The organism is Mycoplasmopsis bovis PG45 (assembly GCF_000183385.1).
Lineage (GTDB): Bacteria > Bacillota_I > Bacilli_A > Mycoplasmatales > Metamycoplasmataceae > Mycoplasmopsis > Mycoplasmopsis bovis.
Genome location: NC_014760.1, coordinates 442,690 through 457,854, shown reverse-complemented (window position 1 = coordinate 457,854; position 15,165 = coordinate 442,690). Strand labels below are relative to the sequence as shown.

At 28.1% G+C, this 15,165-nt stretch carries 12 protein-coding genes; 7 read left to right on the top strand and 5 right to left on the bottom strand.

Annotated features, from left to right (window positions below; translation table 4 throughout):
- Positions 1–17 precede the first annotated feature (17 nt).
- From mgtE to MBOVPG45_RS01960, 4 genes are all read right to left on the bottom strand, one after another.
- Entirely contained in the window at positions 18–1,478 is a 1,461-nt protein-coding gene (mgtE, locus tag MBOVPG45_RS01975; RefSeq protein WP_013456233.1) for a magnesium transporter, read from the bottom strand.
- A 3-nt stretch (positions 1,479–1,481) separates the two neighbouring features.
- Complete coding sequence (locus tag MBOVPG45_RS01970; RefSeq protein ID WP_013456334.1) at positions 1,482–2,060, bottom strand: diadenylate cyclase; 579 nt, start codon at positions 2,058–2,060, stop codon at positions 1,482–1,484.
- Between the two features lie 2 nt (positions 2,061–2,062).
- On the bottom strand, positions 2,063–2,383 hold the full coding sequence (locus tag MBOVPG45_RS01965) for a hypothetical protein (protein WP_013456102.1): 321 nt from the start codon (positions 2,381–2,383) through the stop codon (positions 2,063–2,065).
- Positions 2,384–2,532: 149 nt separating this feature from the next.
- Complete coding sequence (locus tag MBOVPG45_RS01960) at positions 2,533–3,294, bottom strand: PQ-loop domain-containing transporter (RefSeq protein ID WP_013456505.1); 762 nt, start codon at positions 3,292–3,294, stop codon at positions 2,533–2,535.
- Positions 3,295–3,657: 363 nt separating this feature from the next.
- Here MBOVPG45_RS01960 and asnS point away from each other — a divergent pair, with 363 nt between their 5' ends.
- From asnS to MBOVPG45_RS01925, 7 genes are all read left to right on the top strand, one after another.
- A complete protein-coding gene (gene asnS, locus MBOVPG45_RS01955; RefSeq protein ID WP_013456194.1) occupies positions 3,658–5,016 on the top strand; it encodes an asparagine--tRNA ligase in 1,359 nt (452 codons plus the stop codon).
- A 9-nt stretch (positions 5,017–5,025) separates the two neighbouring features.
- The gene (locus tag MBOVPG45_RS01950; protein WP_013456111.1) at positions 5,026–6,030 is read left to right on the top strand and encodes a glycosyltransferase; all 1,005 of its coding nucleotides are present in this window, start codon (positions 5,026–5,028) and stop codon (positions 6,028–6,030) included.
- Position 6,031: 1 nt separating this feature from the next.
- A complete protein-coding gene (locus MBOVPG45_RS01945; protein WP_013455988.1) occupies positions 6,032–6,700 on the top strand; it encodes a hypothetical protein in 669 nt (222 codons plus the stop codon).
- Positions 6,701–6,724: 24 nt separating this feature from the next.
- Complete coding sequence (locus tag MBOVPG45_RS01940) at positions 6,725–8,929, top strand: UvrD-helicase domain-containing protein (RefSeq protein WP_013456286.1); 2,205 nt, start codon at positions 6,725–6,727, stop codon at positions 8,927–8,929.
- A 14-nt stretch (positions 8,930–8,943) separates the two neighbouring features.
- Positions 8,944–10,590 (top strand): MHO_4530 family protein, encoded by a 1,647-nt coding sequence (locus tag MBOVPG45_RS01935; RefSeq protein WP_013456573.1) that lies wholly within the window; start codon positions 8,944–8,946, stop codon positions 10,588–10,590.
- A gap of 41 nt (positions 10,591–10,631) precedes the next feature.
- The gene (locus MBOVPG45_RS01930) at positions 10,632–11,522 is read left to right on the top strand and encodes a DegV family protein (RefSeq protein WP_013456170.1); all 891 of its coding nucleotides are present in this window, start codon (positions 10,632–10,634) and stop codon (positions 11,520–11,522) included.
- Between the two features lie 155 nt (positions 11,523–11,677).
- Positions 11,678–14,062, top strand: a complete 2,385-nt coding sequence (locus MBOVPG45_RS01925; RefSeq protein ID WP_013456443.1) for an MAG2960 family serine endopeptidase lipoprotein — start codon at positions 11,678–11,680, stop codon at positions 14,060–14,062.
- Positions 14,063–14,086: 24 nt separating this feature from the next.
- Here the strand turns inward: MBOVPG45_RS01925 and MBOVPG45_RS01920 are convergent, their stop codons facing one another.
- Positions 14,087–15,157 carry an MAG2950 family lipoprotein gene (locus tag MBOVPG45_RS01920; protein ID WP_013456496.1) on the bottom strand — a complete coding sequence of 357 codons (1,071 nt, stop codon included), beginning with the start codon at positions 15,155–15,157 and terminating at the stop codon, positions 14,087–14,089.
- Positions 15,158–15,165 lie beyond the last annotated feature (8 nt).

The window sequence follows — 15,165 nt, the reverse complement described above, 5'->3', positions numbered from 1 at the left end:
GTCTTTTTGGTAATGAACTAAATTGAAACTAATATTCCATAAGTAATACCAAAGGTAATTAATACTGTTATAAAGTCAACAACTAAGTTTAATAATATAACTGAAGCTGATGAAGGATCTTTTTTAGCCTTTATCAATAATATTGGCAATAATGATCCAAATAATGATGAAAGAATCACAGAGATAAATAGTGCTACTGATGTGCCAATTATAAGTGCTAAATATTTAAGTTTATTATCTCCTAATAAATCTTTAGTTGCTGCAAAATAAGCACTTAATCTTGCAAAATTAACAACAACTAAAACAGAAGCAAGCACAATGGCTGCTAATAATTCTTTTCAAACAACTTTTGCAAAATCTTTTTTATCAATTTCATCTAAAGCAATAGAACGAGAAATACTTATATTTGACTGTAATCCTATATTTTTAACACTATTATTAAGAACGGGAATAATGGCTGCAAATGCTACAGTTAGTAACGATGCAAAAGAAGCAGTATCAGCACTTTTATGACTAATATATGTTACATGAAGAGCTCAGTGAATAATTCCTTGAGTTATTGTTGAAAAAATTAATAGTAATGAAAGCCATAAAATACGTGACTGAACAATTTTATATCATGGTGTTTTAATATAATCATTTTCAATAACCTTGTTGCTGATTCCGGCTATTTTATAGAGATCTTCAGTAACTTCATCCTGAATAACATCAATAACATCATCACTGGTTATCATACCTATTAACCGTTTTTCATGGTTAACAACAGGTAAAACTGACATATCTTGCTCACTAAATACTTTAGCAGCATTTTCCTTCTTTTCACTAGTGTAAACAAAAGCAACAGGTGAATAAAGGTCTTCAATTTTCTCATTTGGTTCAGCAAATGTTATTTCTTCTAATGTGAGAACCCCTAATAATTTGTTGGTGTTGCTTACAACAAAATAATAGTGAACTAATTCCTTTTGATTCTTCTTATAATCTCTACGTATTTTGTTAAGTGCTTGCTCACAAGTATATGAGCTTGGTAAGCTAGAAATATCGATACTCATTATGCTGCCAACTTCATCATCATTATAACTTAATAACTTGTTAAGTTCATTTCTCTTTTCACTGCTAGTGTAGGCCAAAACCTTACTTGCAACATTAGAAGGCAATTCATCTAAAACATCAACTAACTCATCAGATTGAAGCTCTTGCAATAATTTCATTCCTCAGTCTTCAGTAAAACTTTTTGCTAATTCAACTTGCACATCCTCATCTAAGTAGCTAAATATTGATGCAGCAGATGAAGTTGTTAGTAAACGTAAAAATATTAATTGCTCATTTAATTCTAAAGACTCTAAAGATGAAGCAATATCAGCATCGGGATATGTATCAACTATTTCTCTTGCACCATTAAGATTCAAAGTTGCTATAACTTTTCTTAATTCAATGGGATCCACTTCAAGAGGGGATTCATATATCTGTTCTTCAGTCATAATTTAGTCCTTTAGGTATTTAATTAATTGTTCTTGGAACTGTTCAATTTTAACATTGTAAAAAATTCCATTTTTTATAAGCTTAATAAAGCCTGTTTCTTCAGAAACTACTATTGAAGTAGCATCACAAAGTTCGCTTATACCCATTGCGGCTCTGTGACGTGCACCATATTGATTATTAATCGATTTTTTTGTGATCTTATAAAATGTTGCAGCATATAAAATTTTATTATCTCTTATAATTACTGCTCCATCATGCAAAGGAGAATACTTGTTGAAAATAGAAATTAATAAGCTAGATGAAATATTTGCATCGATTATCACACCATCAGTTCTTAAGTTTTCAATATTGTCATTATTTTCAATTGTAATTAATGCACCTATCTTGTTTTTTGACAAATATTCAACAGCTTCACGAAGCTGGTTTATAAGCCTAATTTGACTGCTTTTGCCTAACTTGTCATAACGTGGCTTTTTAATTTTGGCATTGAATAGTGAAATAATATTTGGGAGCGATACAACTAATAAAATAACAATTAGCAAGCACAAAATTACTATCAACAAGATTAATTCGCTTTTCATTGCTATATTTTCTCGCTTTCTCAGTTACCAAGAGTACCAATAGCTGCTGCTGCAATTATCGCAGCAATTATTATCAAAATACATGTAACAATAGCAATTCATTTAAGAATAAGTTTTTTTCTTTTTTCTTCTTTTGACATCGTTTCTAATGCTATTTTGCAAAATGGGTCATCACAATGCTTATGAATAGGAACATCTTGATCACGAATAAGGGCAGGATTATTTAATTCTTCAATATTTTGCTCATGAAGTTTTACTAACATTGCTTTTCTTTTTTCAATCCTTGCTTTTGCAACTTCAGGGTCTCTATCAATTAAGGCCATAATGCTCCTTTACTTAAGATTAATTTAATATATATATTTTATTACATAAAAAATATATTGCCTAAAAAATGGTTGCTTAGGCAAAATTTACTAAACAATGAATAGGTAAAAATAAACTAATATAACTATAAAACAGCTTTATAAAGAAATTATTGTACTTTAATATTATTATTTGCGCTTATTTCATCTGAATTGTTCATTTTCTTGTAATAATAGTATAAGAATATTTGTATCATATACACAACAATTGCTAGGCATGAAAAGATAACACACACCCATCACATAGGTGAAGTAAACGGCAATAAAGTTCCCAAATATACTGCCAAACAGGCATTTATGAACATTCCTAGATATAGCATAAGTGGACTTAGCCCTTCGGCGCTTTTAGATCTTAATGTTTTAATTATTTGCAATGTAAAAGGTAATGAAGTACAAACAGTTGCACAAACTGTAAATATTGTTAGCAAAACTGAATCTGGACTTAGGTTAAGTCTGAACTTTTCATTAGCATAAACCATAAAGAATCAAATTGTAAACACTAGACAAATAACTCATATAATTAAGCCAATTAGAAGCTTGAATGACAATGGCTTATTTTTGTCATAATTTAAGAATGATGTTATTGTAGTTGCCATTATAAGCATAAAAAGTCAGTTTCCAATAATATTGACTATCGGATCTGAATCAGGATTTTTTATACTATCAAATTCAAATGAACCAATGCCTTTTTTAAGCACCATTATTAAAATAAATAATGCTCCGCCAAAAAAGTAAATTAAAAAAGTTCCGTATGAAATGTTTCCAACCGACTTTGACTTTAAAATTGATACTAGTTGAGGTATGCAAATTATTACCATTGATGATGATGCTAAGACACCAAAAATCAAATTAACTATAGTTAATGCAGACATTTTTTTCCTTAGTTATTATTAAAATAGGATTGAGTAATGACTTATAAACCAATAAAACAGCCATATATATCAATTACCAATAAATTTTAGTCTATTTTTTAACAATATATAGAAAATAGAATCAATATGTTACTAGATAGCAAAAATTATAATTTACATAAAAGGCTGTTTTATAGTGTGTTTTGTAATTTTATTGTAGTTTATTTCGATTTAACCTATTGCAAGTATCAAAGACAACAAAAGTGATGCAATGCATCCATTTATGGATGCAAAAGGTAGATAATTAAGCTTAAAATGTGGTAGAATTAATATATACTTATATTAATGTATTTTTCAAACTAATAATTATATTAAGGGGTGGCTATGAGTGAACATACTATAAAGCATATTTTAGAAAAACCTAGACAATTTAAAAACGTTGATGTTACATTAAGAGGCTGAGTTGTTTCAAATAGAGGCAATAACAAAATAAGATTTTTAACTATTTCAGACGGTTCAACTGTTGAAAATATTCAAGTTACTTTCAAAGGTGATAACTTTGATTTTAAACTTTTAGATGAAATAAGAACAGGTGCTGCAATTGAAGTTTATGGCACTATTGTTTTAACCCCTAAAGCAAAACAACCATTGGAAGTTTTGGCTTCTAAATTTGTTTTATTAAAAAATGTTGATCATGATTTTCCTATTCAAAAACAGGAAATTAATTTAGAAACTCTAAGAGAAATTCCACATCTTAGACACAGAACAAACTTATTAAAATGTGTTATGTTAATTCGTTCAACATTAGCATTAGAAATTCACAAATTCTTTGCCGAAAACAATTTTTTAAACTTTAGTGCACCAATTATTACAAGTAATGATGGCGAAGGCGCTGGCGAACAGTTTTATGTTAATGACGGAAACAAAGAGCAGCCATTTTTTGGCAGTAATAATGCAACATTAGGCGTAACAGGACAATTACATGCCGAAAGTTATGCAGTTGGCTTTGAAAAAGTTTACACATTTGCCCCTACTTTTCGTGCTGAACACTCAAACACTAAAAAACATGCTGCTGAGTTTTGAATGATTGAGCCTGAAATAGCTTTTTATGACCTTAAAAAAGTAATTAATTTTGCCACTAAACTACTTAAAAATGTTATCAAAAATACTATAAAAAAGCATCCTAAGGAATTTGACTACTTACAAAACAATGTTGATGAAACTCTTTTAGAACGCCTTAATACATTCATTAAAAAGAAATTAATGGTGCTTGATTATAAAGATGCATTAGTTGAATTAGAGAAAGTTAAAGATAGATTTGAAAATCAAGATATTAATTTTGGCCTAGATTTTGCAACAGAACATGAAAAATATTTGGCTGAAGAAATAGCTCACGGACCAATTGCAATAATTAACTTTCCAAAATCATTTAAAGCATTTTATATGTATCAAAATGATGATGATAAAACCGTTGCAGCTTTTGATTTATTAGTTCCTGGAATAGGTGAATTAATCGGCGGTAGCCAACGTGAAGTTAGATATGAAAAACTTTTAGAAAGAGCACTGGAAGTTGGAATTAGCAAAGAAGAGTTGCAATGATATTTAGATCTTCGTCGTTTTGGTCATGCTGGTTCTGCTGGATTTGGAATAGGTTTTGAAAGATTAGTAATGTATATAACTGGCGTTGACAACATTAGAGATGTAATACCATACCCAAGAACTAGTGGAAATATTAAAATGTAAGGAGAGAATATGGAATTAGCGTTAATTATCCCCAACATTTGCAACAGCATAGTGCTTAAAGATGTATTAAGTACTCTTAGGGAACAGGATAATCAAGATTTTGAAATTATTTTAGTTCTTACAAACACTGGTAAAAATATGTATGCTACTTTAGAAAAATATTTAGATTTTTTTGGCTCAAGACTTAAATTTATAACCAACAGCAAAAGACGTAGCATACACAAAGACATTGTTGCTGGTTTTCACTTAGTTAAAGCAAAACACTCATTTATTTATTTCCCCGACAATGATGGAAGCGTTTCACTAGTTAGACAATTATTAGAATGCATTAGTAAATATGATGCTGATATCTTAGAATTTAGGCCTCATTTAGTTAATACAATTAAGTGAAAACCATCACCTAGATTAGAAGCAAAGAATACTTTTAACATAAGTAAAAATCCAGAAGTAGTTGCCTATTCTTATCCATTTCTTTTTAACAAAATATTTAAAACAAAATTATTAACAAGTTTGCCAAAGTTTAAATTCAGAGAACTTAATGACACAAAATTTCAAGTTTATTTAAACTACTTGCTTTTAATTCATGCAAATACATACATTTATACAAATGATGTTATTGTCCGTGAAAACATTCAATCAGATATGTGATTGGCACCTAACAATTTTATTTACCAATTCAATGAATTGCTTAATTATGCAAAAATGAATAATATTAAATTACAGCAAGAAATCAAGTATGCTTACTATTACTTCTTACAAATATTTTTAGGTGGATTGCTTAAAACATGAAGAGCTCGCTTCTCACTTTCGGTAATAAGCGATTACATTAACTACAGTGAAAAAAGGTCAAAAAAATTTGCTGAAGATTTATATAAATATTTACAAAAAATGCATAATGAAGACAAATTATTTTTTGAAACCAACATTTATATGCTTAAGTCAAATTTAGAAAGCAATTCATTGAAATATTTACCAAACATTGATAAATGAAGCGACATTTTAGGCGAATTATAAAATGCTACATAAAAATGTAAATTTCTGAATAAGGCTATTTTATAGGCTCTTAGATATAATTACATTCTTTTCATTAGTTACACTACTATCATTTTTAAGCGTTTTTAAAACTCATAATCCAAAGCAAATTCCATTATTAAGTTATTACTATTTTTGAATAGTTAGCGTGCTTATTTCACTCATTTTGTTCATCATAATTCCTTTTGTTTTTGAAGGCAGAACAATTTGAATGATTATATTTAGAGTGCAAATATTACTAACAATTGATAGTAAAACTTATGTTAATAAGGCCAAAATACATAAAGCCTATTTACTTAGAAGTTTATTTTCATTTTGGATATGACTATTTTTAGTTTTGCTTATTATGTCATTAATTATGCCATGACAAATCAATAAGTTTTATGAATACTTATTATCCAAAAAAAGAACTAACGAGCCTTTTAATTTTGTATTTCTAACTAGATTCTTACAAACTGTTATAGGACTTTATTTCACATTTTTATTCATTGATACTCTTGTGATAATAGTCAATAAAAAAAATTTAGGCATTATTGACAATATTAGTGGCACGAGAGTTACTTGGATTAAACACTATAACAGTAACCAAAAAACTATGCCTAAATTAATACCCTTTAAGGCTGATAATAAGTCTTTTACAATTATTTCCTAGATTCTCTCAGAAAGGGATATTCTTATGATTGAAAATAAAATTATTGAAATTCAAAAAGCCAAAATTTTTGAAGGTTTAAATGAAGAGCAAACTGAAGCATTATATTACTTCGATGGCCCGCTTAGAATAATTGCTGGTGCTGGTAGTGGTAAAACTAGGGTTTTAACTAGAAAAATAGCCTACTTAATTAACGTTTTAGGAATATCACCTAATCATATTCTGGCAGTTACATTTACAAATAAAGCTGCTGCTGAAATGTCTGAAAGAGTTAAGCAATACACAAATACTAAATTTAACAAAGGCACAGCTGAAATTTCAACATTCCATTCACTTTGTGCAAGAATTTTAAGAGAAGAAGCCTTTCATATTAACCTAAAAAATGACTTTCAGATAATAGATGACAATGACAAAAAGAAGATTTTAAAAGACTTATATAAAGAACACGATCTAATTCCAACTGATTCAAATTTCAAAAATTTAATTCGTTTATTTTCTTGGCTTAAAAACAAGCTTTATGATAGTGACGAAGAAATAATTCACTTTATTAACTCTAATTTAGAAAGTGAATTTTATGGTGATGGAGAAAGTGTTGTAAAAATTTACAACCTTTATAATAATCAACTTAGAACATTACAAAGCTTAGATTTTGATGACTTATTAATCAAGGTAAATGAATTATTTTATAAAAATACTGAAATTGTTAAAAAATGAGCCTTGAAGTACTCATATATTTTAGTTGATGAGTTTCAAGACACATCAGCTATTCAATATGAAATTATTAAATATTTATCATCGCAAAAAGCGCAACTTACAATCGTAGGAGATCCTGATCAAACTATTTATCGTTGACGTGGTGCTGATGTTAATTTAATTTTGTCATTTGAAAAAGACTTTGAAAACACAAAAACAATCATCTTAAGCAAAAACTATCGTTCAACTAAGAAAATATTAGAAGCTGCTAACAATTTAATCAAATACAATCACAATAGATTTAATAAAAACTTAGTTACAGATAATTATGATGGTGCTGAAATTGAGTATATTCACGCTTTTAGCCCCGAGGCTGAAGTTAGATGAGTTGTGCAAAAAATTAACGATCTTAAAAAGCAAAAAATACAGCTAAAAAATATAGCTATCTTTTACCGTTCTAATAGTTACTCTAGAAACTTTGAAGAGCAGTTAATGAATGAAAAAATTAACTATAAAATTTTTGGCGGAGAAAAGTTTTATCAACGTAAAGAAATCAAGGATGCTCTGGCCTTTTTAAGAGTTATTTATGATGGAAATGACTTACAGTTAAAAAGAATTATAAATGTGCCACCTAGAAAAGTTGGTGAAGCTTCATTAAATAAAATCATTAATTTTGCAAATGAAAAAAATCTTTCGCTTTATAAAACTTTAGTTACTCACTATAAAAACCTGCCTGTTTCAAAAGAAGTGATAATAAATATTTATGCCTTGCTAAATTGCATAAATAAGTATAAAGCTGCTTTGTTACAAGGCAATAAAATTCATGTTGTTTTAGAGAGTTTTCTAAAAGAAATAGGTTTTTTAAAATACATAAGTGATGATGTTGGACTTAAAGGAACTGGCGAAGAAAATATTCGGGCATTATTAGAAGGGATTAAGTCATGAGAAATAACTAATCCAAAAAAAGGTCTTAAAGAGTATTTTGAATACATTTCTCTTATTTCAGCATCAGATTCAACTGATGAATCAATGAGCTATGTTTCATTAATGACAGTTCACGCTGCTAAAGGATTAGAATTTGATAATGTATTTTTAGTTGGTATGTGTGAAAACATCTTCCCAAATTACCGTGCATATAAAGTACCAGAGGCAATGGAAGAAGAGAGAAGATTAGCCTATGTGGCTATAACTAGAGCTAAAGAAAAATTGTTTGTTAGCGATTCTCGTGGTTTGCTTCTTTATTCACAAACTGAGAAAAAGCCTTCGCGTTTTCTAAAAGAAATGGGCATAGATATAAACAAGCACATTTTACAAAAAGATAATAGCATTTTTGTAGATGGCGAATTTGAAGATGAAGATCAAATCAAGAAAAGAAATAAAAAAATATTACCTGGTGATGTAATAAGTCATACTTTCTTTGGTGAAGGTGAAGTTTTAGAAGTTAATGGTGATACTATAACTGTTCACTTTGCAACAACTGGAATTAAATCGCTAGCAAAAAACCACCAATCGGTACGATTACTAAAAGATAATAACTAAATAAGGAGATTATAATGGCATTAAATGTTTTGCATTTATTTTTGTGAACACTAGTTGTGCTTTGCCTTAGTGCATTTGTGACATTTTCTGCCATTTTAATTCATTGAAAAGTTAAGCATATTAACTCTATAAATACAAATGGAGTTATTTTTTTCAAAATTAATTTAGAAAAGAAAAATGTAATTAGATTAAGCTCCAATACTCTAAGTGGTCTAAGCAGCTTTGATGATGATAAAGTAGGAATCAAAAATAACCAAACAGTTGATATAGGAGAATTTTTAAGTTTTTTTGCACCTAAAAGCAGAGATAAAATATCCAAATACATATTTAAAGAGAAAATTAGTAGTAGATATAATTTATTTTGTTCTCTTAATCTTGAGAAATATGCAAATTCATCAATAAATAAGTCATATAAATACTTTGATATCAACTTGGTTAAAAAACAATTTTTAGTTAAGTTATATCCTTCAGCTGATAAAAAGTTTATATATTGCAATATATACTGAAGCTTTACGCCTAACTATAATGAAAAAAATATGTTTAATGCACTTTCAAGTGATAATGACTTATTAAAATTGCCTAATAAATTTTATTTATCATATGCATTAACAATAAATCAATTTTATTTGCAAAATGGGCTCAGTAATAGTGATATTAATCATACAATCAGCATGATGAATTTACTAAAGCACTCAGGCTGATATTATTTTAAAGATGGCATTTTACACTTAATAATTGGTGTAAATTCACATTTATTACTTAAAAAATTTACCAAAGATGCTATAAAAATGGTGAATAAAGTAAATTCCTTAAACTCATTTAACCCGTTTTTTAATAACTGTTCTCTTTTATCATTCAAAATGCCCACAGATAAAAGTCAAGTATATGAATATGACATTAAGGCAAAATACCTGCTCCATCATTTAGATAATAACATTTTAAATACAAAGTATTATCAGTGATTTTTAGACAGTAATGAGCATAACGAACACTTTAGCGAATTTAAAACTAAATTAGAGTCCTTTGAAAACAAAAATAATCTTGTTGAATATGCTAAAGACCCTGTTTATGTGCTTAATTATAAAGACGATTCTCAGGCCAATATAAGAATATTAAAAAGTCGTGTTTTAGGCTTTAGCAATAATGATGTGAACTTTTTTAAAAATGTCCCTTGATATAGATATTTATATAATAATTTATGAACCGAAAATTTACTTTCGACTGAAGTAAACAGTGATGATTTTGTAATTGTCGAAACTAATGATATTAACTTTGAAAAACTTTCTCCACTTTTAAGTGATAAAACTATTTTGATGTTTAAATATCACTATCGCGACTTTAATTATGAATTGGTTTCAAAACTTTTAAATCATATTGGAAATGATAAAAATTTAAAAAAGCTTTCAATTGGTTTATATATAGATAACCTTGATGAAAAACTTTTTAATTTTAGTGACTTTGCAAATATTAATACCTTTGTGTTTTCAAAAAATATCTGTGAAAACATACTAAACAATGCTGAAACTTATTTAAAATTACAAGTGTTTGTACAAAAAATAATATCTATGAAAAAATACTTAATCATTTATGAAAATATTCCAAAAAATTTAGAAAATATTGTTGTACAAAGATTAAAAATAAAATATTTTTATAATGTATAATATACATTTATTTTTTAGAAATTTATATGAAAGGTCAATAAATGAGTAATAAAAAATTAGGCTTTGTCTTTGATTCATTTATTTGTATGTCAAAAGAATTTTTAGACAAACACAACTATGGATATGCCCCATTTATAACTACCATTGATGATAATTCATATGTTGATGGAATTGACTTGAACCAAAAAGATGTAATAGAGAAAATTAAAAATGGCACTGATTTAAAATCATCAATGCCAACTATTGAAAGTTTTACAAAAGCAATTGAAACTAAAAGTAAAGAATACGATGACGTTTTAGTCTTAGGCATAAGTAGCTGCCTTTCATCAGCATACAACGCTGCTAAATTAGTAGCAAAAGATTTCCCAAATGTTCACGTTTATGATAATACATGAGGTGCTGAGCAATACTTAGTTGTAGCCGATTACATTAGTAAAGTTTATGAAGCTAATGATGGCAATATGGATATTGTATTTGCCGAATTAGACAAAATTCATGAATCATCACTTATTTTTGTCTTACCACCGAATGTGGATTATGTAATTAAGGGGGGTAGGGTTAGCTCATTTAGAAAGTTCCTACTTTCTGCGATGAGACTTTTAACACTTAAGCCTTATGTTAAGTTTTACATGAAAAAAGCTACAACTGGTGGAATTGCTAAAAGTATGAAATCAGGCATTAAGCAAATAATTAAAAAATTTATTGAATTTGCTAACATTTCATCTAATAGAAATAATGCGGATGACTGACTTTTCCATATTGCACATGGTGTTAATGATGAGTACAACCAATTGGTTTTAGATGCTTTTAAAGCTGAAAAACTAAATGTAGCTAGCAAGTGTTATGTTTCATCAGCAGTAGCTGTTCATACAGGACCAGAAGCTATATGTTTTATGCTAATGCCAAATTTAACCAAATGACCTGTAAAATAGTTTAATAACTCAACATTGAGTTATTTTTTTAGCACATATATTAGCTTATTCATTCATAAGCAATATTTTTATTACTTACAAAATAGAATACAATTAAATTGAATATTTGAACATTATCATTAAAAAGCTAAATGAGTTCAAAAAGAGGAGTGATTATGAATAATAAAAAATTAAAGTCCCTTATTTTAGGGAGTTCACCTTCTTTAGTGCTATCAACAGCTCTCTCTGCTTCTTGTTTTAAAAACTCCTACAATATTTCCGACGCAGATATAAAAATAAGGCTGTTAAATAACAATATTAATGCTGAAAACATTAAAATTGATGACATTGTTTTTGAATATGATAAAAGCAAATATATCATTAAAGAGCCAAAATTAGTAGTTATTGAAAATGATGCGGTAATTTCATTTAACATAGCTTTTAAAAATAATAATCACCCTCCTATAGCTAAAGCATTCAAAATTTCGCTTCCTAAACCTTCTAATTCCAAAGACACAGAAAAAATAATTATTACTACTGGTAATGATAATAAATCAAATGAAAATAGCCAAAACAATAGTGGTCATAATGAGCGTAATAATAACAATAAGCCAAATGAATCGGTTAATCCCAAAACTCCTATAAACAAGCCAGAAAATGCTAATAATAATGCATCTATGCATTCTTATTCATCAAATTATTTGTTATCAAAAAGTTCTTATGATATAGCAACAGAAAATGCAGAATATAAATATGCTGTTAATAATATAAATAAATTCTTGAACACTGCCAATAGTGGCAATCCTGTTAATTTTCGTTATGGTGGTGTAAATTCTAATAAAGAATTACTAGATAAGTATTGAGAATACACTAAAGAAATTGGAATCTATGGCAACTATGGAACTAGCCCTGAACAAAAAGTTGACTTCTATAACAATACCCTCTCTGCAAATGGAATGTATATACAGAAATTTTTACCAAATTTCAATGAAACAGCAAAAAATTCAGCAATAAAGCACACAGTTGATTTAGATGATATTATTGCAAAAAATCCATTTGGATTTTTACCATCAAATTTAAGCCAATTATTTTACTATATGGACTATAAATCAGCATCAAAAGTATTGGGTATTAAGGATAAAATAGTAAACATCAAAGCTAATTTTGATGATAAAAAAGGTTCAATAGAATTATTAATATTTACAGACAAAAATAAATATATTGTAAATATTGATAAGTCTAATTCAAGAAGTTTAAGAAATGATTTAGATTTTTATCAATATATTTATGATCACAGTTTTTCAATCAGAATTGGAACTGTAGAATTTAGAAGAGATGACTTTAGACTAAAGCCAGATCATCTTACTACTTCTCAAACTATTGGTACAGTATGAGTTATGGATAGAATAATAAGTCCCGAAGCTGAAAAAGATAATTCTTATGAATTGTTACTAGCAACCAATATGCATGTTTTTAATCTCAGAAAAACTTTTGACAAATCATTATATTTTGATAATGAAAGTTCAATAAATGCTAATAGATGATATGGTGGCTTTTGAGATATAGAAAATTTTTATGATAGCGTAACGAACATTTACAGCAAACGCCAAAACATCTATTTTATGGGTTCTAGAGGAAAAGACGATAGACTTAGTTCAAATATTTCTGAAATTGCAGGAGATCAGTTTAAAGATGCAAAACTGTTCTTTAAAGCTTATGAGCAATATCTAACTGCTCCGTATTATACACCAAGATATTATACAAATGGAATTATGGGCAACGATATATCTATAGCGCCTCAATACTTTGATAAATATGATGAAAGCTCCAGAATTGGAGAAAGCAAAAATGCTGGCGCAGACTTTGTTTTATTACGTCTAAGAATTAAAAAGGCAAATTTAGCTCAAATACTCCCAGAATTAGCTAAAGTTGTTGGAACAGACAAAGAAAAAGACTGACACATTGGAGTAGGCAAAAGCGGTAAGCATCACCCAATTAAAACAACATTTTATGGTGGATATCCATCAGTAAATCAAAGCGATTATGGAGACAAAAATGATGTTCATTTTAAGAGTGCTAAATCCCAAGGCGGACTAGTGAATGTTCAAAATAGAGTCATAGCCGATCCAAATATAAACAGTTTATGAGTTAAATATAATGAAGAACAAAACAAAGATTGAAACTCAATAAATAATAATTGAAAAAAATACACTAAGAGCTTTATAAATAAGCCTAATACACGCTTTGACAATGAGCATGGAATGCCTTTAACTACCATAAATCAGCACTCCAATATGTATACTCTAGCTTTAGACAACAATAAAGATAATTTACTAGGTGAAGGTTCTTCAGGATCATTAGCAGTAGATTCATCCTTTAACTTAGTTGGTATAAATTATCTTTATACCTATGATAAGCTTTATAACACTTATTCTAATGCTATTTCCTTAATGGAAGGGCATAGTACATATAGTAATAATTTTGATGGCAACTTAAGAAATGATATTAAAAATAAACTAATAAAAGACAATGTTTATAGTATAAAAATCAACCCTAAATAAAAGTAAACAAAAAAGCAAAGTTGACTACTTTGCTTTTTTCACAGGAGTTTTGGTCAAAACTGCTTTTGAAGCTTCCAACTTCTTAATTTTTTCAACCAATTTATTTATTTGTGGAACTAATTTACTAACCTCTTTAAACACTTGATTATATCTAGTGCTTAAACTAGGACTAAATACTGATTTAAATGAAAATCATCAATCTTTATTGTAACTTTCTAACTCACTACGTAATGGTTGATATTTCTTATTTAATTCTTCATATTCTTTTGTGTATTTATTAATTAAAAATATAAGGTGTTTTAATGCTTGACTGTTTGAGTCATTTATCTCATTGTAATATTTATATGCTAACAATAAATCTTTTTCACCAAGTTTATCAACTTCATTTAATTTGTATTCAATTGATGGAAACACATTTTTTACTAATTTTGAAACCACATCTAAAACATTTTTTATATTTTGTTCAAAATCTTCTGTTGACAGCTTTTCGAATTTGCTCTTAAGCGAAACTAAATCTTTTTTGCCTTGAATTGATCCTAATTCATTGCTATCTAGTGAACTAAGTAATTCGCTTTGTTCGCTTATTATTTCATTAAGAGACTTTAGATATTGTTTAACATTTTCTTTATTTGATATATTAGTAGAATCACTTAATTTACTGATTAATTGTTCTGTAAGAGATATGCTTTCATACAGACTATCGTAATTTTTAGATGTTCAAAATTTATTTAATAATTCCGTTGCAGACTTTGAATTCTTATCAAATAAATCCTTAACATCATCAAATGAATCTTTAAAAATTTTTGGGTCTATATTTGGAGTTTCAATAGTAAAGGAGGGGGTAGCAAACTTTTCAGATTTTGAAGGATTTTTTAAACCTTCCGACTTATTGTCAGTCTTCTCTTTTTTTATAGTAATATCTTGGCTTTTAACATCAGAATTGCTTAATGGTGCACTACTCTCTATGCCCACAACCTGTGGCGCCTCAGCCTTTTCTATAGACTCACAAGAAGCAGAAATAATTGCAAATGTTGAAACAACTGAAAGTGGTGAAAAGGTTAAAATTGATAATTTCTTAATTTTATCTCTTTTCATATATTTGC